A 20,393-nucleotide genomic window follows, 5' to 3' on the forward strand; every position below is an offset into this window, starting at 1 on the left:
TCTTATTTTAAATCATATTTTTCCTCAAAGCGATGTCGCTTTCTATATTCTCTGTATTTTTTATCATTATCAAAACGCTCTTTATATTTCATTTTTAACTCTGCATCTCCAGTTACTTTACCATCATCATTAACGTCATATTGATATGTATTATAGGGCTCATCTTTAAAAGTGACTTCAACATTATTTTCTTTAGTGTTCAACGTGAAAGCAGCTTCCTCTTTTTTTATTTTGTCTTCCCATCCTTTTTTCTTAAGAACACGGTGAACTTTTGCTTTGGTTTTAGCTTCTTCATAGCTTTGGTATTTAAAATAAATATGTTTACCTATATTAAAAATTAATGCTGGGCCAACGAATATAATAATAATGATGAAGGTTATAATTATATATTTTTTCTGCATTTTAAACTCCTTAAATAAGTGTTTTTACATCTTTAATATTTTGGAGAATTTAATAAAATAATACACTTTTATCATATGTTTTTTAATGAATCAGAGTCAAGCTCATAAGAGGAACCCCTTGTTGTTAGGGCCCAACCCCAACTTGCATTGCCCGTAGGATTTCTTGGGGAAATCCTCTGTGTTGGGGGCCCAACCCCAACTTGCATTGCCTGTAGGATTTCTTGAGGAAATCCTCTCTGTTAGGGTCCCGTGTTTGTTTTGGAGCTTATGTGGGAATGTGTTTTGTAAATGTAGAGGAGGTTGATTTTTGTGAGTTTATTGGATTTTCATAAGGAGATAAAAGGTTATACTCAGGATAGACAACCGGGGATTGAAGCGGATATGAATCCTAAACCAATTGCAGAGTTAGATGAATATAAAGCTGCAGGAAAGTTACAAGGTAAAGTAGCATTAATTACTGGCGGGGACTCTGGGATTGGTCGTTCAGTTGCAATCCTTTATGCGAAAGAGGGTGCAAACGTAGCGATAGGTTATTACGACGAACACCAAGATGCAGAAGACACTGTTCGACGCTTAGAAGAATTAGGTGTCAAAGCGAAAGCTTATGCACATGACTTAAAAGATGAAAAGCAATCTAAACAACTCATTGATAATGTCGTTAAAGATTTCGGTGGATTAAATATTTTAGTAAATAATGGTGGCGTGCAATTTCCTAGAGATAACTTTGAAGACATTACACCCGATCAAGTGAAAGAAACATTTATGACAAATATTTTCGGAATGATGTTCTTGTCACAAGCAGCTGTGCCACACTTATCAGAAGGCGATGCCATTATTAATACTACGAGTGTGACGGCTTATAGAGGTTCTGGACATCTGATTGATTATTCTGCTACGAAAGGTGCTATTGTCTCATTTACTCGCTCTCTTGCGACAACATTAATGGAGAAAAGTATTCGTGTAAATGCTGTAGCACCTGGTCCAATTTATACGCCATTAATTCCGTCTACTTTTGATGAGGAAAAGGTTGAAAATCAAGGCGGCGGTACTCCTATGGGACGTCGTGGTCAACCAGCAGAACTTGCGCCGTCTTATGTTTTCTTAGCTACAAATGCTGATAGCTCTTATATCACTGGTCAAGTGATACATGTTAATGGTGGAGATTATATTACAACTTAATACGTTGAATTGTGGAGGCTGGGACATAATTAATTGTCTCAGCTTTCTTTAACATATTGGCAGTAGATGTCTGAATAAAAGTGCGCTTATATCAAGCTTCTTTTAATCCTAGCCATCCTTGCCGGCGGGGCCCCAACACAGAGAATTTCTTAAAAAGAAATTCTACAAACAATGAAAGTTGGGTGAGGGACAACGAAAATAATTTTGCTAAATTATATTTCTGTCCCACTCCCTTTTTTAAAATAAATTGATTAAGCAAAGATTGAGGAATGTTTATGACTGAAAAGGAAAAAATGTTAGCACATCAGTGGTATGATGCAAACTTTGATGAGGAATTAAAAAAAGATAGATTGAAAGCGAAGGAATTATGCTTTGATTTGAATCACACGCGTCCAAGTGATGAAGAAAAACGAGACAGAATCATGAATGAATTATTTGGATATCAAACTGAGAACGTAGGTATCTCTATACCTTTTGATACTGACTATGGTTGGAATGTTAAATTTGGAAAAAATGTATTTATTAATACAAATTGTTATCTAATGGATGGTGGAGGTATTACATTTGGAGATAATGTCTTTATCGGACCTAATTGTGGCTTTTATACCGCTACGCATCCTTTAAATTATAAAGAACGTAATAAAGGTTTAGAACTCGCTGAACCTATTGTCGTAGGAAGCAATACTTGGTTTGGAGGACATGTGTCAGTGATGCCTGGCGTCACAATTGGAGACGGTAGTGTCATAGGTGCAGGTAGTGTTGTAACTAAAGATATACCTTCCAATAGTTTAGCGGTGGGTAATCCCTGTAAAGTAATCAAATCTATAGAACAATAGAAGCAGTGATAGAGTTTAGAATAAATTCACATTGAACATATATAACGTTATATAAAAAAAGTATATAATATTTTATAGATAAGGAAAGATAAATTTAAAGCAAAGTTTTAACACTCGCATATTTAAATTTATGTATATTAATGACATCTAAGAAGGGAAATCTATGAAAAATTTCAAAAGCTTTATCACTAATCAAAGTAGAAGAAAAATTAATTTTATTACATCTCCAATAAATATGATGAATAAATCAAATTATAATCATCAAGTGATGACTTATGCTAAATATTATGGTGATTTAAAAGTCAAAGACCATCAAATTCTATATCAAGTGAGAAATGGTAAGAATATTACAGGTAATCCTTATGCAATATTTCTATACTTAGTGAATCATAAAGAATATAGAAGTTTTCTTCATAAATGGGTGGTCGATTCTAAAGAAACATTGAACTTCTATAAAAATAAATTTAAGAATTACAATAACGTAGACTTTGTCATTATAGACTCGAGTGATTATTTGAAATCACTTGCTGAAAGTAAATATTTAATTAACGATTCAACCTTTCCCTTATATTTTGCCAAAAAGGAAAATCAAATTTACATCAACACATGGCACGGGACACCTCTGAAATATATGGGATTAGATATGGACAACAATGTACAAGGATCGCAGAACATTATTAAGAATTTTTTATCCAGCGATTATATAATCAGCTCAAATAGGCATACTACAAATATATTCAAAAGTGCATTTAACCTTCATCACATCTATAATGGAGAAATTCTTGAAAAAGGGTACCCCAGAATTGACTTAACATTAAAAAATCAAAAATCTCAAATTTTTAATACATTGAAAGGTCTTATTAGTGAAAATGAAGAGAAAATATTATTATATTGTCCGACATGGCGAGGAGAAGATTTAAATAATCCAGATATAAATATAGAAAGCATACTTAATGAAGCAAAAGAGCTTGAAGCACATTTAAATTATAAAGTATTAGTAAAAGTACATCCTTTTATTTATGAAGAGGCTAAAAAGGATTGTGATTTGAAAAATTATTTAATTCCTGACTATGTTGATACCAACGAATTATTAGCAATTGTTGATTTAATGGTTACAGATTATTCGAGTATTTTCTTTGATTATTTAGTAACGAATAAACCAATCATTTTTTATACTCCTGATTATGAGGACTATAAGTTCTGTAGGGGAATGTATATTAATCCAAATGAATTGCCTGGTCCCGTTTGCACTCATATTAACGATGTCATTTCTTCAATCAATAATAAAAGTTATGAAAATCATCAAATTAAAAATAATTATGAAAAATTTAAAACGACTTATGTAAGTTTAGAAGACGGACATGCTTCTAAAAATATCGTTGAACATATTTTTAATCGAAAAGCGGAATCCCCAAAACGTAATACAACAGGAAAGAAAACAATTTTAATTTATCCAGGTGGAATGAAAAATAATGGCATCACTACATCAATCATTAATTTATTAGAAAATATTGACTATCATCAATATGATATTACGATATTTTTGAACTATAGTAAGAAAGAAGAAATGTTGAGCAATTTAGATAGAGTGAATTCAAATGTAAGAATTATATTTAGAAGAGGGCCATTACTTGCATCCTTAAAAGAGTGTTATAAGGTTGATTTTGTAAAACAAAGAGGGCTTCAATCATTTTTAGAAAAACTCCTCTACCCTAAAAAGGTATATCAACGAGAATTTAGAAAAATATTTGGAGATTCTCATTTTGATTATGCTATCGATTTTAGTGGTTATTCTATGTTTTGGGCTAATCTTATTTTAGCAAGTAATGCTAAACGTAAATTAGTTTATTTACATAGTGATATTAAAGCAGATATGGAAAGAAGAATTAATGGTGTGAGACCACATTATCAAAATTTAAAAGGTTTGGTTTCTCTTTATCCATATTTTGATAAACTCGTCAGCGTTTCCGAAGCTACGAGTCTTTTAAACAAAGAAAAAATAAATAATCCTTTATTAAGTGATAAGTATTGTTCTTCAAGAAATACGATTAACTTAAATAAGATACACACTTTAGTAGAAGATGATTCAGATCGATTCGAGAAAAATGGTGAGTCAGTCTTAATCAATATTAAAAATGGTAATGTTCAAACAGTTGAGTTTAGTAACAATGACTTTAAAATTGTGAGCATAGGGCGACTTTCTCCTGAAAAAGGATTTGATCTACTCATTAATGCTGTTGCTAAATTAGTGCCAAAATATCCAAACATAAAGTTATATATTATGGGTGAAGGACCATTAAAAAAATCTCTACAGTCGCTTATAAAAAAATTAAAAATGAGAAACCATGTGTTTTTATTAGGACACAGAAAAAATCCATTTTATGTGATGAAACAATCAAATTTATTTGCACTCACTTCTCATTACGAAGGACAATCAATGGTATTATTAGAAGCTTTAACTCTAGGAGTGAATGTTCTTGCATCAGATATTGTTGCTAATAGATATGTATTAAAGGATGGCAAGTATGGCACACTTGTTATCAACGAGATAGAGGAGATTGCAAAAGGTATTGAAACATTCATATTAGGTCAAAATGAGAAATATGAAAAGTTTGATGCTGAAGCTTATAATGCTAAAGCTATTAAAGAATTCTATGATTTACTACAATAAAAATAAAAATCAAAACGGTTGGTCAGCTCATGATTCACCGTTTTGATTTTTTTATTGATTAATTTTGTTATTTGACACATACGCGTTAATACCACTATGAATATTAAATTGTGGTAAATAACCCAGACGCTTAAGTGGGGTAATATCTGCATATGAATGTTTGATATCACCTATTCGACATTCTTTATAAATGTGAGGAATGGTATAGCCAAAGACTTTTTCAAAGGATTTAAAAACAGCATTAAGAGATGTTTCGCTTCCAGTTCCAACATTGAATATACCCCCATTAGTATCTTTAGAATAAAGTACTGTCCATATTGCTGAAAGTAAATCATCTATATATACAAAATCACGCGTTTGTTCACCGTCACCATAAAATGAAAATTGCTCTTTATTAATAAATTTTGCATTAAGAATTGATAAAACGCCTGAATAATCAGAGTTCGGATTTTGTTTTGGCCCATAAACATTGAAAAATCTTAAACATACAGTAGGTACGTTATAGAGGTGATGATAAATGTGAGCGTACTGTTCTCCAGAAAATTTTTGTATCGCATAAGGGGAAAGCGGAGCTACTTTAGAATTTATCGTTGATTTAGGTAGATCAGGCAAATCGCCATACACAGCGGCAGATGATGCGAAAATAAATTTTTTTATTTGACTATCCCATTTTCGTGTAGCTTCTAATAAATTAATCGTTGCATTAATATTGGTTTCGTTTGAGATAACAGGTTTTTCAATTGTTTCAACTACACTTACTATAGCAGCTAAGTGAAAGATATAATCAAATTGTTCTTTCTTAATTAACTCTGAAACAAATGCCACATCAGTAATATCTTTTAAATAAAAATGTTCTTTAGGTATGAAAGGAATATTTTCTAATCTTCCTGTACTAAGATTATCAATGACATGTACTTCCACACCTTCATGAGTTAACCGTTCTGAAATGTGTGACCCAATAAAACCTGCGCCTCCAGTAATTAAAGCTTTCATAGATGCACTTCCTTAAGATGTATTGAATAATTAACACTAACATTATACTATAATATTTTTATTTAATTTAACTAAATTTCAAGGTTGAGTATTGTTGAGTTAAGGATATTTTTCATAGACTAAAAAAAGACGAGTTCTATATAGATAGAACTTGCCTTTTATACTTTAACCGAAGAAAATTAGTCTTAATTTATTTTAATCCATATTATTATTTTGATAGCTTTCGTAAATATTTTCATATTTAATTTTTCCTATTCCACCTACAATGTATTTTCCAAATTTGAATAAATTAAAGAGATATCCAACTGTAATAGCTAGAGTAAGTGTAACGATGGTATTGAATAATACATTTTTAATGGGGTTACGACTCAGTAATCCTAAATCATGAACAAAGAAATAATGAATTAAGTAGATACAATAAGAATAATTACTAATAAATACAATAAATTTTGGTACATACTTAATATAAGAAGAGAAAAGGAAAAACAATAAAATTACCATTGTTACATAAATAGGAGTGTCCACTCTTTTTGATTCTACCCATGTGCTTATACCCAATATATAATTTAAAAACATAAAAATTATTGAGAGAAATGCTCCAATAATAATATGCCAAGTATAATCTTTGATTTTATTCATAAACGCTTCATAATAAGTTCCTATATAAAAGCCAAGCAAGAAATAGCTCAACCATCCTATGAATATCATCCATCCCTCACGATCCCATATAGCTGCTAATATCGGATTATTAGGAGGCGATATAAAAGTTCTCATGGCCCAATACATAGTAGTTATTAAAATTGATATTACAATCATTTTAATAGGATTTAAACCAATTAAGTATTTAGAAAATAGCCAATGCAGTAAATAAAATTGAAAAATGATTACTATAAAATATGTAACAGCTCCTCCGTGAAACATTGTATCTCCAACATGGAAGAGATATTCATGTAAATTTTTCGGTCTAAAGTAAAAATAGGAAATGCTTAAATTGATTATTACATAAGGTATCCCCAAATAGATTAATTTATTTTTGAAGAATCCTTTCTTTATCTTGGAACCATAATTTTTGGCTAGTAAGAATTCTGATATAAACACGAACATAGGTGTACTAAACATTAATAATAGTTGGAATAGTCGGAGAGATGTACTATGTGGAACGTCATGCATTTTTGAAAAAGTAGTGGTAATTGAGTGGATAATTACTATACTTAAACAAGCAATGGAACGCATCCAAAAAATTACAGATGTATAAGTTTTCATGTAGTGATACCTTTCTGAATTTATTTTGTTTTATAAAATACTGGCCCAGTCATTAATTGTATATAATAATCTTCTTGTTTTCAACAACATTTTTTAATATAAAAAGAATTAAATATATATACGATAATCATATTATTGACTATGATAAATCATTTGCTGTCAACTTATTTTCAAGACTTTTCTGATAATATAAATGTAAGCGATTGCAAAATCATGTTGTTACATAGTAGAATGAAATAAATGATATGAACTATCATTTAAATGTATGTCAATGTTTTGTGATTTTTTAATAAATTTAAAATACATAGGGGGTAAATGAGAATGGTAGTACCTTTCAAAAATGAACCTGGGATTGATTTTTCAGTTCAAGACAATGTAGATCGTTTCAATGAAGAATTGAAAAAGGTAAAAGGCCAACTTGGTCAAGATATTCCTTTAGTCATTAATGGAGAGAAAATTGATAAAAGCGACAAATTTGAGTCTTTAAACCCTGCAGATACATCTCAATTGGTTGCAAAAGTCTCTAAAGCTACAAAAGATGATGTGGAAAAGGCATTTAAAGCAGCTAATGAAGCATATCAATCATGGAAGAAATGGTCCCATAAAGATCGTGCTGAATTGTTATTACGTGTAGCAGCGATTATCCGTCGTCGTAAAGAAGAAATTTCAGCTGTTATGGTTTATGAAGCAGGTAAGCCATGGGATGAAGCGGTTGGTGATGCTGCTGAAGGTATCGACTTCATCGAATACTATGTACGTTCAATGATGGATTTAGCAGATGGTAAACCTGTATTAGATCGTGAAGGGGAACATAACAAATATTTCTATAAACCAATTGGTACAGGCGTTACAATCCCACCTTGGAACTTCCCATTTGCAATTATGGCTGGTACAACTTTAGCTCCTGTAGTTGCAGGTAATACAGTATTACTTAAACCTGCTGAAGATACTGTATTAACAGCATATAAATTAATCGAAATATTAGAAGAAGCTGGTCTACCTAAGGGCGTTGTCAACTTTGTACCTGGCGATCCTAAAGACATAGGTGACTACTTAGTAGACCATAAAGACACACACTTTGTTACATTTACAGGTTCTCGTGCCACAGGTACACGCATATATGAACGTAGTTCAGTAGTTCAAGAAGGTCAACACTTCTTGAAACGTGTCATTGCTGAAATGGGTGGTAAAGATGCCATCGTTGTTGATGAGAACATAGATACAGATTTAGCTGCTGAAGCGATTGTAACTTCTGCATTTGGCTTCTCAGGACAAAAATGTTCAGCATGTTCACGCGCAATTGTCCATAAAGATGTACATGATGAAGTCCTTAAAAAAGCAGTTCAACTTACAAAAGAACTCACTTTAGGTAATACTGAAAATAACACATTCATGGGACCAGTCATTAACCAAAAGCAATTCGACAAAATTAAAAATTATATCGAAATTGGTAAAGATGAAGGCCAATTAGAACAAGGTGGAGGCACTGATGATTCAACAGGTTACTTCATTGAACCAACTATCTTCTCAGGTCTTAAATCTTCGGACCGTATCATGCAAGAAGAAATCTTCGGACCAGTTGTTGGATTTATTAAAGTAGATAATTTCGATGAAGCCATCGATGTAGCGAACGACACAGAATATGGCTTAACTGGTGCTGTGATTACTAATAACCGTGAACATTGGATTAAAGCTGTGAATGAATATGATGTAGGTAACTTATATCTCAACCGTGGTTGTACTGCTGCAGTTGTTGGTTACCACCCATTTGGTGGCTTTAAAATGTCTGGTACAGATGCGAAAACAGGTAGCCCTGACTACTTATTAAACTTCTTAGAACAAAAAGTTGTTTCTGAAATGTTCTAAATAAAATCAATTTAGCCGTCATGATGAAGGTGAAACGCGTATAATTACGTTCTATTCTTCAAATGACGGCTATTTTATATCACTTTTAATTGTAGATGGCTTACTCAGAAATGCTTAGATTAATCGCTTTATGAAAGACGGCGTCGATTTCTGAAGCTGGCCAATCAATATCTTCTTGTTTAATCCATTCCATAAATCCATCTAATGTCGAACCATAAATGTAAAAGACAAGATTTTCTGGGATTGCAGTATCGACCGAAATACGATGTATATTTTCTTTAATATCTGCCTTCATAATGTCTACACAAAATTCTCTAAATATTTTAGCGAATGAGACATCATCTTTTTGAACTTTCTCTATTCTTTCTAATTCTTCTTTATTCGTAAAGGTAGCTTCAATCGTTTGGAACGGATTATTTAAACGTTCTTTTAAATCTGTTGAAAAGTAGTCTTTAGTGAGTAATTTAAATAAATAGACTAATAAATCATATTTATCATAAAAATGTTTATAAAATGTTGTGCGATGAACCATCGCATGATTACATATCTGGTTAACTGAAATTACTTCAAAACTTCGTTTTTCTAGTAGTTCATAAAGACTTGTTGATAAAGCTTTTTTAGTTTTAATTACTCTTAAGTCATTTTCATTCATAACATAACCTCACATTAAAAATCTACACTGTATAGTTAGACTATAGCGATGATAATTTTATAACGCAACGATATTGATTAAAATAGTCGAATTTTACATATTTTCACCAAATCGACACATTTAACTTTTTGTAGATATTGTAAAAAATCACGTAGAGGCATATTCTTTTCTTAATGATAATGATTCTTAATTAGAGATAAAAAGGTGAGTATGATGTTGAATGTAAAGAATGGATTAAAAGACAAAAAATATAGAATCAAGCATATAGGAATTACAAATAAAAAAATGCTATATCGTTTAGGTGCTATGGGTGTAACTAAAGGTAGCGAAATCAGTATTAAGCAACAATGTTTGTTAAATGGACCAAGTATCGTGGAAATAAATGGGCAATATCTCAGTATAAGACAATCTGATGCACGCCTTATTGCATTGGAGGACTAATTTCGATGAATGAGACTTTCTGTATATTAGGTAATCCAAATGTAGGTAAAACCTCTTTATTCAATGCTTTAACCGGTTCGTACGAATACGTAGGGAATTGGAGTGGGGTAACAGTAGAAAAAAAGATTGGTAAATTGAAAGGGAGTTTAGGTAGTTTAATTGATTTACCCGGTATTTATGACTTGTCACCGATATCTAAAGATGAAACAGTTGTCACTGATTATTTATTGACGACAAATTTCACAGGCGCAATCAATATTATTGACGCTAGTCAACTTAAGAGAAATATGCAACTCACTATTCAACTAATGGAATTAAATGTGCCATTAATTATTGGATTAAATATGGTCGATGTAGCGACACAAAGAGGTATCAAGATTCAATTTGATCAATTAATGAAAAGGTTAAAAATACCTATGTTCCCAATCGTGGCTAGAAAATCTAAAGGGACTAATGACATATTACATGAGTTAGAGTTTTTAAAGCCCGATGACAGACAAGTATTTAAAATTGATTATGGTAAAGAAATTGAAGATGCAATTGAACGCATGAGTTTAATTATAAAAACAAATTCAAACTTTCCCAAAGAACGCATTCGTTTTATAGCAATACAATATTTACTCGATAACGTACAAATTTCTCAAAAATTAAGTGATGCAATTTTAGAACAAATCGCGCCCATTAAACAAGAATTAAACCATCAATCAGATTTATATGCTCGTGAACATATTGAAAAGATACGCAATAACTATATCAATGAAATATTAGAAGGTGCAGTTGAATATCCTGAAGAAGAAAAACAATTCCTCACTGCCACTATAGATAAACTTCTTATTAACAAGTACTTAGGGATCCCTATTTTTCTAGGTATTATGTGGCTTATTTTTCAAACGACATTCACATGGATAGGCACCCCATTATCTGACCAGATGGATAGCTTCATTGGAGGGCCATTTACAGATTGGGTAAAGTTACTCATGAATGATTTGCACGTTTTGCCATTTCTCCAAGATTTAATTACGGACGGCATCATCGCTGGCGTAGGTTCAGTACTTGTCTTTGTGCCTCAAATCGTCGTGCTGTTCTTCTTTATTTCTTTATTAGAAGATTCGGGTTATATGGCAAGAATTGCCGTCTTAATGGATAGAACAATGGAAACCATTGGACTCAGTGGTAAATCATTTATTCCAATGATTATAGGATTTGGGTGTAATGTGCCAAGTATTATGGCTGCACGCAGTATTGAAAATGAAAAAGAACGTTTGATTACAATACTCATCGCACCTTTCATGTCTTGTTCAGCGCGTTTACCTGTCTATGCTTTATTTGTGGGCGTATTCTTTAAAGCTTATCAATCTCTAGTGGTGCTAAGTCTATATTTATTAGGAATTTTAGTCGCGTTGATTGTCAGCACGATTTTAAATCGCTGTATTTTAAAAAATTCAGACTCGGTTTTTATCGTTGAGCTACCTACTTATCGCGTGCCATCCTTTAGAACACTCTGGAGAAGTACTTGGGAAAAAGCTAAAGGATTCGTAAGAAAAGCTGGTACGTTTATCTTTGGTGGTTCAGTAGTAATTTGGGCTTTGACTTACATCGGCCCTCACGGTGTGAATGTGAAAATAAACCAAAGTTTCATACACATTTTAGGAGAGGCAGTGTCACCAATTATTGCACCACTAGGTTTTGGTACATGGCAAGCTGGTGCAACATTAATTCCTGGATTTTTAGCTAAAGAAGTGATTATTAGTTCTATGGCAATTCTCTATTCATCCAGTGAAGATGGTTTGGTTCATGTTATCCAACAGCAATTCACACCATTATCTGCATATGCCTTTATGATATTCATATTACTCTATGTACCATGTATCTCTACAGTCGCAACGATTCGTAAAGAAACGTGTTCATGGAAATGGACATTATTCGCACTCATTTATCCGATTATTACTGCATATGGATTAACGCTAGCATTTTATCAAATAAGTAAATTATTTATATAAGGAAGTGATAACATGTACATCGCTATTAATATAATCATTTGTTTAGCGATATTTGGTTATACAATCATGTCGCTTTATAAGTTCTTTAAACGTTCTAAGTCAGGGCAATGTGGCGGTTGTAAAACGGGTTGCCAGTGTGACCATTCCGCCTCAGACAAAGTAAAACCAACGCATTCTAAAATTTAAAGCTATTCATATAAACTTCTTCATTTTCGAGTACGGCTCGTTAATGAAGAAGTTTTTATTATTAAGAAAAAGTTGAGTAATTATTAATTTACAAAAATAATGATTAATAATTTTAAAAAGTGATATATTATATGTAACTATAAATAGTAGTATTTAATTATTTTGCAGTAAACATGGAGGATTTGACTTATGAAAGGTAGCAAGAAGCTTGATAACTTATTAGAAGATAATAAGAAAAAATTAAAGAAATTATTTAAGTATGATAAGAAAGAAGCGTTATCATTCACGAAAGAAGATAGAGAAAAAGTCAAAGATAAGTTTGGGGTCTATGTTATTTTTGATCAAAAGAAGCCAGTATTTGTAGGACAAACAGGTGGTTACTCAACAACTTATAAGCCCATTTCTAAAGATTTATATACTAAGTTGGGTCAATATAATTCACAGTCTGATAGTGGTACAACGAAATTTAGAAAAGGGTTTGCGCAAAGCAACAATCTAGATACTTCTGATTTAAAAAGTATCACTGCAGAAGAACATAGTTTAACGTTCCAATACATTAAAGTGAAAGATGAACCAACTTTTATTAATATTTTAGAACTTTTAGCTTTAGAATATGCGAAAGACAAAGGTTATCAGCTGTATAATTTTGAATAAGTAAACAAAAAGATACAGATGCAGGTCACAACACGTAATCCTTAATCATTCATTGAAGTATCGATATAAAATACGCTCTAAGAGAGCGGGACAGTATTAATAAAGGATGTCCCAACCTCTTAGAGCTATTATTTTAGAATTTATGACTAGGTTGCGTCTTAAAGTTTAGATTGATGTTGTAATTCTTCCTGATATTTACGTTTATAAAATTTAGATAACTTGAGATCGTGAATAAATGAAATAACTGGTCGTGCTGTCATCTGCAGACTGCCTATGACAAAGAGCACAGTGCCAGCAATCATTGTTTGATCACTAAAGAAGAAAAAGCTTCCCACTAGAAAGATTAAACCTAATACAATATCATTAATTTGATATAAAGCTTTGTAGAATGTGGTAATTTGATTGGCACGATTTTGACTTTCAGAACTTAAATTATTTTTATTAAAATGAAGATCAACATCGTTTTTATGATGAATCATAGATATCCCCTCACAACATTTGATGTGTAAATCATTCCCATTTCCATTTCTACTTAAACTCAACGCGTATGAGATAAATTAAAGGAGTTGTTACAATGCAATATCAAACGACATATCAATCACCACTAGGTCAATTACAGTTAATTAGCGATGGTACCTCGCTGACTCATCTTTTATATCCACATCAATATGAAAAAAATATTAATACAAAAGATGATTTACCTATTTTCATTAGCGCTAAACGATGGTTAGATCAATATTTTAATGGTGACAATCCGAAGATAGATTTTCAGTTATTGCCACAGGGAAGTGCTTTTCAACAAGAGGTTTGGAATGAATTAACGACAATTAAGTATGGAGATTTAAAAACATATGGAGATATTGCGAAAATAGTAGGTCAGAAATTAAATAAACCAAAGATGTCAGCGCAAGCCGTTGGAGGTGCAGTAGGAAGCAACCCTATTTCAATCATTATACCGTGTCATCGTGTTGTTGGGAAAGATGGTAGTTTAACAGGTTATGGAGGCACAATTGATAACAAAATTAAATTGTTAGAAATTGAAAATGTCGATATGACAAAACTTTATCGTCCTAAACATAGTACAAAACCATAAGATAATAGAAAGGGAGTAGGATAGCGAAATCAATTTCGCTGGCCCACTCCCTTGTACTTTACTATTTTTTATTCTGGAATATGATATTCGCGGATATCTTCTTGAATGTCTTTTAAGTAATAAATATCTTTGTCTTCATTAGATTGTTCAATCTCATGGTTAAAGTCTAGGTCATCAAAACGTTTAAAGAATGATTCATATTCTTCAACAGATACTTCTGTACGATTGTTTAATAATGATTTATGACCTTCGATATCTAAATGTTTGTCAAAGCCATCTACAAGTGTTGCACTGAAGAATTCGCCTACAGAACCGGAACCATAACTAAATAATCCGATTGTTTGATCGCCTTTAAGGTCACGTGTCTCTAGTAATGAAATTAAGCTTAAGTATAATGATCCAGTATAAATATTACCGACGTAGCGATTATAATACACTGCATCTTCATAACCTGATTTCAAACGTTCTTGAGTCGTTTCATCAGCATTATCAATAATCGAATCTAATGCTTTTTTGCCCATTTTAGTAAATGGAACATGGAAACAAAGTGATTCAAAGTCAGATAATGATTTTCCTTGGCGACGTGCGTATTCATTCCAGCTTTCTTGGAAAGATTTGATATAAGCATCTTTAGACAATGCTCCGGCAACTAGTGGGTATTTATGCCCAGTTGGTCTCCAGAAATCATATACATCTTCAGTGTATGCAACAGCGTCATCGTTTAATTTTAAAATACTTGGTTCATGTGAAATCATCATTGCTACAGCGCCGGCACCTTGTGTAGGTTCACCGCCAGAGTTAATACCATAACGTGCAGTGTCACTTGCGATGACTAGTACCTTTTCATTAGGACGTTGTGCGAGGTAATCTTTAGCAAGTTGTATAGCTGGTGTTGCGGCATAACATGCTTCTTTCATTTCAAAGCAACGCGCGAAGGGTTGGATACCTAACAAATGATGTATCTGAACGGCAGCTGCCTTTGCATTATCGATGGCAGATTCAGTTGCGACGATAACCATTCCAATATTCTTTTTATCTTCGTCTGTTATAATATCCTTAGCAGCATTTGCTCCCATAGATACTATATCTTGGTTTACTGGGCTTACGGCCATCTCTGTTTGACCGATTCCAATGAGAAATTTATTTGGATCAACTTGGCGTGCTTCGGCGAGTTTTGCCATGTCTACATAATACTTTGGTACGTAAAAGTTTATTCTATCGATACCTATGTTCATAAGGCGAATCATCCTTTCATTTTTAAAAGTAGCATTAGTATCATATCAGAACGATACATTATTATACAATGAAATATAACAGAATAATTCATCAAAGTATAACAGAAATGTAAGCGTTTTACACGATAATTTGCTACCATGTAATCAATCGCATATGCGAAGTTTTAGGATCTTTAATTTTCAGGAAAATAATTATTAACAAGTTTAAAATAAATAGATAGACATATATAAAGGAGTATACTCATGAAAAGTTTAGAAAAGGGATTTAGACATTTATCGCGAGAAGACAAATTAAAACAATTAGTCGAATATGGTTGGCTTCATACTGATAATTATGAATCATTACTCAATCAACCACTTATAAATGAAGAAGTTGCGAACAGTTTAATAGAGAATGTCATTGGACAAGGCGCTTTACCAGTAGGACTATTACCGAAGATAGTGGTGGATGATAAAGAATATGTAGTGCCAATGATGGTAGAAGAACCTTCAGTCGTGGCAGCTGCGAGTTACGGGGCGAAATTAGTGAATCAAAGTGGAGGATTCAAAACGATTTCTAGTCAACGTCTAATGATAGGACAAATCGTCTTTGATGATGTGGATGACACTGAACAATTATCTTCAGATATTGAACGTCTTGAGCCTCAAATTCATCAAATTGCTGATGAAGCATACCCATCTATCAAAGAACGTGGTGGCGGTTATCAACGTATCGAAATTGATACATTTCCAGAACAGAATTTATTGTCACTGAAAGTATTCGTGGATACGAAGGACGCGATGGGTGCCAATATGTTAAATACGATACTTGAAGCTATTACAGCTCACCTTAAAAATGAATTCCTAGACAAAGAAGTATTAATGAGCATCTTATCAAATCACGCGACAGCTTCCGTTGTAAAAGTACAAGGTGAAATAGATGTTAAAGACTTAAATAGAGGAGAGAGAAGTGGCGAAGACGTAGCTTATCGAATGGAACGTGCATCGGTACTAGCACAAGTTGATATTCATCGTGCTGCTACTCACAATAAAGGGGTAATGAACGGTATTCATGCAGTAGTTCTAGCCACAGGTAACGATACTAGAGGCGCAGAAGCCAGTGCACACGCCTACGCAAGTCGTGATGGACACTACAGAGGTATCGCAACATGGGAATATGATAAAGACCGTGGCAAATTGATTGGTACGATTGAAGTGCCAATGACATTAGCAATTGTTGGAGGCGGAACGAAAGTATTACCAATTGCTAAAGCTTCTCTTGATTTATTAAATGTGGAAACAGCTCAAGAATTAGGGCATGTGGTAGCTGCAGTGGGATTAGCCCAAAACTTCTCTGCATGTAGAGCGCTTGTTTCTGAAGGCATTCAACAAGGACATATGAGCCTACAATACAAATCCTTAGCCATTGTAGTTGGTGCCGAAGGGGAAGAAATTGCAAAAGTTGCAGAGGCATTAAAACAGGAACCTCGCGCCAATACAGCTAAAGCTAAAGAAATTTTAGAAAATATACGCCAATCATAATTAAAAAGCCATCAAACGGGTATGTTCTCCATATGTAATCATAAATATGGATAGATACTTGTTTGATGGCTTTATACATATTAATAAATGTAATTGTAGTGGCGTGCGGATGATTTACTGATAATACGTGTGCCATAACCTAAAGGCACGTTATAGTTATATTCCGAAATTTTGATGCTACCACTTTTATATACTCTTTCAACGACAGCAACATGGCCATAATAACCTGCAGTTGATTGCATCACAGCATATTTTCTTGGTTTGTGACCTGTTGAATAACCTGATCGACGTGCATTATAGTACCAGTTTTTAGCATTTCCCCATCTGTTAGAAACAGGTTTTCCTAATTGTACACGACGTTTATAGGCCCACCAAGTACATTGGTGTTTGTTGTAATAATTATATGAAGCAGCGTGAGATACGTGCGTTTGTTCCATTGTTTGATATGTCAAAGTTCCAGTGAATATTATTCCAGTAGCGATAATAATACGTGATAATAATTTTTTAAGTTTCATTTCTTCTCCCCAAAAAATGTATTTATTTATTAACCTCACTCATAATAATATTTAAAAATACGTAATACAATATAAGAAACGAATTATACAAGTAAATGTAATCCTCATGAAATATTGCGACAGATTTTGTAATAAAGTTAATATTGTATGCAATTTATAATAGAAAAAGGCGCCCATAGGAGGACGCCATGCGAGATGATAAACCCCATGTATTCTTGTATATGATAAATGTTAAAAGCATTGTTCCAACATCAATTATATACCGGTGAATTGGTTGAAAACAGCAAGTGCACGTTTGATACTCGTCACTGGTATGTTTTCAGGACATGGATTATTTCGAAAATATGTCAATATTTCACTATGGCTCTTCACTTCTTTAGGAAAATTGATATCTTGATTAATCCAATCAACCAATTCACCTAATGGTGTGTCATCACCAAGGAAATTTTGCATAAATTCGTAAAAGCTCAATTCCTCACCTCAAAAAATGTAATCTGAGCCAAAAACGATTATAACATATTTTCATTTGTTAAAAATACTTACTAAATAAGAATGATTATACTGAATTGTATTCAAAAAATTTTTAATCACTAGAAAGGTCAATCTTATTGTATAATTAATTGTAGTTAATATTTATTTTTATAAAAGAGGGGATATGCTTGGATATTAAACATATGAAGTACTTTGTTGAAGTCGTCAAACAAGGTGGAATGACAAACGCTTCTAAATCACTATACATCGCACAGCCTACCATTAGTAAAGCGATTAAAGATATTGAAGCGGAAATGGCTGTCCCTTTATTCGATAGAAGTAAGAGAAATTTAGTCCTTACAGATGCAGGAAAGATTTTCTTCAATAAATGTAAGGAAATTATCGCCTTATATGATAATTTACCTACTGAGATTAATAGCATGTATGGTTTAGAATCAGGACATATTAATATTAGTATGTCAGCAGTCATGAGTATGCGTAAATTTATAGGTATATTAGGGGAATTTCACCAATTGTATCCGAATATTACATATAATCTCATTGAAAGTGGAGGGAAAACTACAGAGCACCTCATCTTAAACGATGAAGTTGATATCGGTGTTACGACTTTGCCAGTTGACCATCATTTATTCGAATCTATTTCACTTAATAAAGAAGATTTAAGAGTGGTGTTACACAGAGAACATCCGTTAGCACACAAATCTTCTATTAATATGGAAGAGTTAGCAGAAGAAAATTATATATTATTTAATGAAGATTTTTATTTGAATGATAAAATTATTGAAAATGCTAAAAATGCTGGGTTTGTTCCCAACATGGCGTCTCAAATATCTCAATGGAACGTAATAGAAAATCTTATTATAAATAAATTAGGTATTACCATTTTACCAGCAACGATTTCTGAATTACTTAATGATGACGTAAAAATGATTAAATTAGAAAATGCTAATACAGATTGGGAACTTGGCGTTGTGTGGAAGAAAGATAAACGTTTAAGTCATGCAACAAATAAATGGATAGAATTTTTAAAGGAAAACTTAACAGAATAAATTGAATCACTTCATTATGAGATTAAGAAAAACTGTCGATAGTGTACATCATTATTCGACAGTTTTTTTATCGGATTGTGCAAACGGTTTCATAGATTAGAGGAATAGAAAACATTCTGAATAGATATTTTCACTATAGAATCGCGAGCATTATAATAGATAGTAACACTGAAAAAAGTTAGTAACAATTTAGACACAATTTGATAGAAAGGGATGTTGACGATGGAGAGGGCTCGATTTTTGGTTAAATTAATACTTCAACTTGCACTCATCTTACTCATTACTTTTATAGGTACAGAAGTGCAGAAACTATTACACATCCCACTTGCAGGTAGTATCGTTGGTTTAATATTGTTCTTCTTTCTTTTACAGTTTAAGATTATTCCAGAAAGTTGGATTGATGTAGGGGCTAATTTCTTACTCAAGACAATGGTATTTTTCTTTATCCCATCAGTAGTAGGGATTATGGATGTTGCTTCTAATATTACATTGAATTACGTATTGTTCTTCATCGTTATTATTATTGGCACATGCTTAGTCGCTTTATCTTCAGGTTTCATCGCTGAAAAAATGGTAGGAAAAGACAAAATAACAAAAGGGACAGATCAGTCATGAATGATTACTTACAAGCCGTTCTCATGATATTATTAACAGTCGTTTTGTACTATGGTTCGAAGAGACTTCAAGATAAATATAAAAATCCATTTCTAAATCCCGCACTGATAGCTTCAATAGGGATAATAGTTGTATTATTGGTTTTTGGAGTGAGTTATAAAGGGTATATGAAAGGTGGTAATTGGATTAACCACGTTTTAAACGCTACAGTCGTTTGTCTTGCTTATCCGTTATACGAAAATAGACAGAAAATAAAGCAATATATATCTGTTATATTTGCAAGCGTGTTGACTGGTGTACTGCTCAATTTTGTGTTAGTATTTACAACGTTGAAAATCTTTGGTTATTCTAAGGACACGATTGTCACCCTATTACCAAGATCAATCACTGCTGCAGTTGGTATCGAAGTATCCCATGAATTGGGAGGCACAGATACGATGACTGTACTCTTTATTATAACTACAGGTTTAATCGGCAGTATTTTAGGTTCAATGTTATTGCGTATGGGAGGCTTTAAGTCCTCTATAGCTAGAGGATTAACATATGGGAATGCTTCTCACGCCTTCGGTACAGCAAAGGCATTGGAATTAGATATAGAATCAGGAGCATTTAGTTCTATTGGTATGATTCTTACGGCTGTCATTAGCTCAGTCTTAATACCAATACTGATTTTAATGTTTTACTAAAGGGAAAGATGTACTCATATATTAGAAAGGGAGGCTATTTGTAAA

21 protein-coding genes are annotated in these 20,393 nt (G+C 32.6%); 13 read left to right on the top strand and 8 right to left on the bottom strand.

All coding sequences use genetic code 11. The features are described 5' to 3' along the window. Window positions 1-2: 2 nt before the first annotated feature. Window positions 3-401 carry a DUF3139 domain-containing protein gene (locus HMPREF2580_RS01380; protein WP_070830138.1) on the bottom strand — a complete coding sequence of 133 codons (399 nt, stop codon included), beginning with the start codon at window positions 399-401 and terminating at the stop codon, window positions 3-5. Between the two features lie 309 nt (window positions 402-710). Here HMPREF2580_RS01380 and HMPREF2580_RS01385 point away from each other — a divergent pair, with 309 nt between their 5' ends. From HMPREF2580_RS01385 to HMPREF2580_RS01395, 3 genes are all read left to right on the top strand, one after another. Further along, complete coding sequence (locus HMPREF2580_RS01385; protein ID WP_070830139.1) at window positions 711-1,580, top strand: SDR family oxidoreductase; 870 nt, start codon at window positions 711-713, stop codon at window positions 1,578-1,580. 275 nt (window positions 1,581-1,855) lie between these two features. Then, entirely contained in the window at window positions 1,856-2,416 is a 561-nt protein-coding gene (locus HMPREF2580_RS01390) for a sugar O-acetyltransferase (RefSeq protein WP_070830140.1), read from the top strand. 163 nt (window positions 2,417-2,579) lie between these two features. Further along, a complete protein-coding gene (locus tag HMPREF2580_RS01395) occupies window positions 2,580-5,087 on the top strand; it encodes a glycosyltransferase (protein ID WP_070830141.1) in 2,508 nt (835 codons plus the stop codon). A 51-nt stretch (window positions 5,088-5,138) separates the two neighbouring features. On the opposite strand, the gene HMPREF2580_RS01400 is transcribed toward HMPREF2580_RS01395, so the two are convergent. Continuing rightward, complete coding sequence (locus tag HMPREF2580_RS01400; RefSeq protein WP_070830142.1) at window positions 5,139-6,080, bottom strand: NAD-dependent epimerase/dehydratase family protein; 942 nt, start codon at window positions 6,078-6,080, stop codon at window positions 5,139-5,141. Window positions 6,081-6,275: 195 nt separating this feature from the next. Beyond that, window positions 6,276-7,343: an acyltransferase family protein gene (locus HMPREF2580_RS01405; protein ID WP_037541678.1), complete on the bottom strand. Its 1,068-nt coding sequence runs from the start codon at window positions 7,341-7,343 to the stop codon at window positions 6,276-6,278. 321 nt (window positions 7,344-7,664) lie between these two features. Between HMPREF2580_RS01405 and pruA the strand changes: the two genes are divergently transcribed. Next, window positions 7,665-9,209 carry an L-glutamate gamma-semialdehyde dehydrogenase gene (gene pruA, locus HMPREF2580_RS01410; RefSeq protein WP_070830143.1) on the top strand — a complete coding sequence of 515 codons (1,545 nt, stop codon included), beginning with the start codon at window positions 7,665-7,667 and terminating at the stop codon, window positions 9,207-9,209. Between the two features lie 100 nt (window positions 9,210-9,309). On the opposite strand, the gene HMPREF2580_RS01415 is transcribed toward pruA, so the two are convergent. Beyond that, complete coding sequence (locus HMPREF2580_RS01415) at window positions 9,310-9,861, bottom strand: TetR family transcriptional regulator (RefSeq protein WP_002444342.1); 552 nt, start codon at window positions 9,859-9,861, stop codon at window positions 9,310-9,312. Between the two features lie 213 nt (window positions 9,862-10,074). On the opposite strand from HMPREF2580_RS01415, the gene HMPREF2580_RS01420 reads away from it, so the two are divergent. The 4 genes from HMPREF2580_RS01420 (at window position 10,075) to HMPREF2580_RS01430 (ending at window position 13,142) form a co-directional block, all read left to right on the top strand. Continuing rightward, window positions 10,075-10,302: a FeoA family protein gene (locus HMPREF2580_RS01420; RefSeq protein WP_037541676.1), complete on the top strand. Its 228-nt coding sequence runs from the start codon at window positions 10,075-10,077 to the stop codon at window positions 10,300-10,302. A 5-nt stretch (window positions 10,303-10,307) separates the two neighbouring features. Continuing rightward, window positions 10,308-12,302 (top strand): ferrous iron transport protein B, encoded by a 1,995-nt coding sequence (gene feoB / locus HMPREF2580_RS01425; RefSeq protein WP_070830144.1) that lies wholly within the window; start codon window positions 10,308-10,310, stop codon window positions 12,300-12,302. Between the two features lie 12 nt (window positions 12,303-12,314). Then, window positions 12,315-12,488: a FeoB-associated Cys-rich membrane protein gene (locus tag HMPREF2580_RS11935; RefSeq protein ID WP_083321648.1), complete on the top strand. Its 174-nt coding sequence runs from the start codon at window positions 12,315-12,317 to the stop codon at window positions 12,486-12,488. 189 nt (window positions 12,489-12,677) lie between these two features. Continuing rightward, on the top strand, window positions 12,678-13,142 hold the full coding sequence (locus HMPREF2580_RS01430; RefSeq protein WP_002444337.1) for a hypothetical protein: 465 nt from the start codon (window positions 12,678-12,680) through the stop codon (window positions 13,140-13,142). A gap of 158 nt (window positions 13,143-13,300) precedes the next feature. Here the strand turns inward: HMPREF2580_RS01430 and HMPREF2580_RS01435 are convergent, their stop codons facing one another. After that, the gene (locus HMPREF2580_RS01435) at window positions 13,301-13,621 is read right to left on the bottom strand and encodes a YrhK family protein (RefSeq protein ID WP_070830145.1); all 321 of its coding nucleotides are present in this window, start codon (window positions 13,619-13,621) and stop codon (window positions 13,301-13,303) included. 95 nt (window positions 13,622-13,716) lie between these two features. Between HMPREF2580_RS01435 and HMPREF2580_RS01440 the strand changes: the two genes are divergently transcribed. Then, on the top strand, window positions 13,717-14,235 hold the full coding sequence (locus tag HMPREF2580_RS01440; RefSeq protein ID WP_070830146.1) for a methylated-DNA--[protein]-cysteine S-methyltransferase: 519 nt from the start codon (window positions 13,717-13,719) through the stop codon (window positions 14,233-14,235). 68 nt (window positions 14,236-14,303) lie between these two features. Here HMPREF2580_RS01440 and HMPREF2580_RS01445 read toward each other — a convergent pair whose 3' ends face one another. Continuing rightward, window positions 14,304-15,470 (bottom strand): hydroxymethylglutaryl-CoA synthase, encoded by a 1,167-nt coding sequence (locus HMPREF2580_RS01445; protein ID WP_037541675.1) that lies wholly within the window; start codon window positions 15,468-15,470, stop codon window positions 14,304-14,306. Between the two features lie 243 nt (window positions 15,471-15,713). Between HMPREF2580_RS01445 and HMPREF2580_RS01450 the strand changes: the two genes are divergently transcribed. Beyond that, on the top strand, window positions 15,714-16,991 hold the full coding sequence (locus HMPREF2580_RS01450) for a hydroxymethylglutaryl-CoA reductase, degradative (RefSeq protein ID WP_070830147.1): 1,278 nt from the start codon (window positions 15,714-15,716) through the stop codon (window positions 16,989-16,991). Between the two features lie 80 nt (window positions 16,992-17,071). Here HMPREF2580_RS01450 and HMPREF2580_RS01455 read toward each other — a convergent pair whose 3' ends face one another. Together HMPREF2580_RS01455 and HMPREF2580_RS01460 are read right to left on the bottom strand one after the other, a co-directional pair. Next, complete coding sequence (locus HMPREF2580_RS01455) at window positions 17,072-17,506, bottom strand: CHAP domain-containing protein (RefSeq protein ID WP_070830148.1); 435 nt, start codon at window positions 17,504-17,506, stop codon at window positions 17,072-17,074. 255 nt (window positions 17,507-17,761) lie between these two features. Beyond that, window positions 17,762-17,977, bottom strand: a complete 216-nt coding sequence (locus HMPREF2580_RS01460; protein ID WP_037541673.1) for a sterile alpha motif-like domain-containing protein — start codon at window positions 17,975-17,977, stop codon at window positions 17,762-17,764. 188 nt (window positions 17,978-18,165) lie between these two features. Between HMPREF2580_RS01460 and HMPREF2580_RS01465 the strand changes: the two genes are divergently transcribed. From HMPREF2580_RS01465 to HMPREF2580_RS01475, 3 genes are all read left to right on the top strand, one after another. Beyond that, window positions 18,166-19,047, top strand: a complete 882-nt coding sequence (locus tag HMPREF2580_RS01465) for a cidABC operon transcriptional activator CidR (RefSeq protein ID WP_070830149.1) — start codon at window positions 18,166-18,168, stop codon at window positions 19,045-19,047. 222 nt (window positions 19,048-19,269) lie between these two features. Further along, a complete protein-coding gene (locus tag HMPREF2580_RS01470; RefSeq protein ID WP_037541672.1) occupies window positions 19,270-19,662 on the top strand; it encodes a CidA/LrgA family protein in 393 nt (130 codons plus the stop codon). Further along, on the top strand, window positions 19,659-20,348 hold the full coding sequence (locus HMPREF2580_RS01475) for an LrgB family protein (protein WP_002444324.1): 690 nt from the start codon (window positions 19,659-19,661) through the stop codon (window positions 20,346-20,348). The genes HMPREF2580_RS01470 and HMPREF2580_RS01475 overlap by 4 nt, the downstream gene beginning before the upstream one ends. Window positions 20,349-20,393: the final 45 nt, after the last annotated feature.

It is taken from the genome of Staphylococcus sp. HMSC036D05, assembly GCF_001836225.1.
Taxonomy (GTDB): Bacteria; Bacillota; Bacilli; order Staphylococcales; family Staphylococcaceae; genus Staphylococcus; species Staphylococcus caprae.

Coding starts and splice junctions, on each gene's coding strand:
- HMPREF2580_RS11935 (WP_083321648.1), top strand. CDS start 12,315: ATGTACATCGCTATTAATATAATCATTTGTTTAGCGATATTTGGTTAT.
- HMPREF2580_RS01395 (WP_070830141.1), top strand. CDS start 2,580: ATGAAAAATTTCAAAAGCTTTATCACTAATCAAAGTAGAAGAAAAATT.
- HMPREF2580_RS01440 (WP_070830146.1), top strand. CDS start 13,717: ATGCAATATCAAACGACATATCAATCACCACTAGGTCAATTACAGTTA.
- HMPREF2580_RS01390 (WP_070830140.1), top strand. CDS start 1,856: ATGACTGAAAAGGAAAAAATGTTAGCACATCAGTGGTATGATGCAAAC.
- HMPREF2580_RS01430 (WP_002444337.1), top strand. CDS start 12,678: ATGAAAGGTAGCAAGAAGCTTGATAACTTATTAGAAGATAATAAGAAA.
- HMPREF2580_RS01415 (WP_002444342.1), bottom strand. CDS start 9,861: ATGAATGAAAATGACTTAAGAGTAATTAAAACTAAAAAAGCTTTATCA.
- HMPREF2580_RS01435 (WP_070830145.1), bottom strand. CDS start 13,621: ATGATTCATCATAAAAACGATGTTGATCTTCATTTTAATAAAAATAAT.
- HMPREF2580_RS01400 (WP_070830142.1), bottom strand. CDS start 6,080: ATGAAAGCTTTAATTACTGGAGGCGCAGGTTTTATTGGGTCACACATT.
- pruA (WP_070830143.1), top strand. CDS start 7,665: ATGGTAGTACCTTTCAAAAATGAACCTGGGATTGATTTTTCAGTTCAA.
- HMPREF2580_RS01380 (WP_070830138.1), bottom strand. CDS start 401: ATGCAGAAAAAATATATAATTATAACCTTCATCATTATTATTATATTC.
- HMPREF2580_RS01450 (WP_070830147.1), top strand. CDS start 15,714: ATGAAAAGTTTAGAAAAGGGATTTAGACATTTATCGCGAGAAGACAAA.
- HMPREF2580_RS01475 (WP_002444324.1), top strand. CDS start 19,659: ATGAATGATTACTTACAAGCCGTTCTCATGATATTATTAACAGTCGTT.
- HMPREF2580_RS01455 (WP_070830148.1), bottom strand. CDS start 17,506: ATGAAACTTAAAAAATTATTATCACGTATTATTATCGCTACTGGAATA.
- feoB (WP_070830144.1), top strand. CDS start 10,308: ATGAATGAGACTTTCTGTATATTAGGTAATCCAAATGTAGGTAAAACC.
- HMPREF2580_RS01445 (WP_037541675.1), bottom strand. CDS start 15,470: ATGAACATAGGTATCGATAGAATAAACTTTTACGTACCAAAGTATTAT.
- HMPREF2580_RS01420 (WP_037541676.1), top strand. CDS start 10,075: ATGTTGAATGTAAAGAATGGATTAAAAGACAAAAAATATAGAATCAAG.
- HMPREF2580_RS01470 (WP_037541672.1), top strand. CDS start 19,270: ATGGAGAGGGCTCGATTTTTGGTTAAATTAATACTTCAACTTGCACTC.
- HMPREF2580_RS01405 (WP_037541678.1), bottom strand. CDS start 7,343: ATGAAAACTTATACATCTGTAATTTTTTGGATGCGTTCCATTGCTTGT.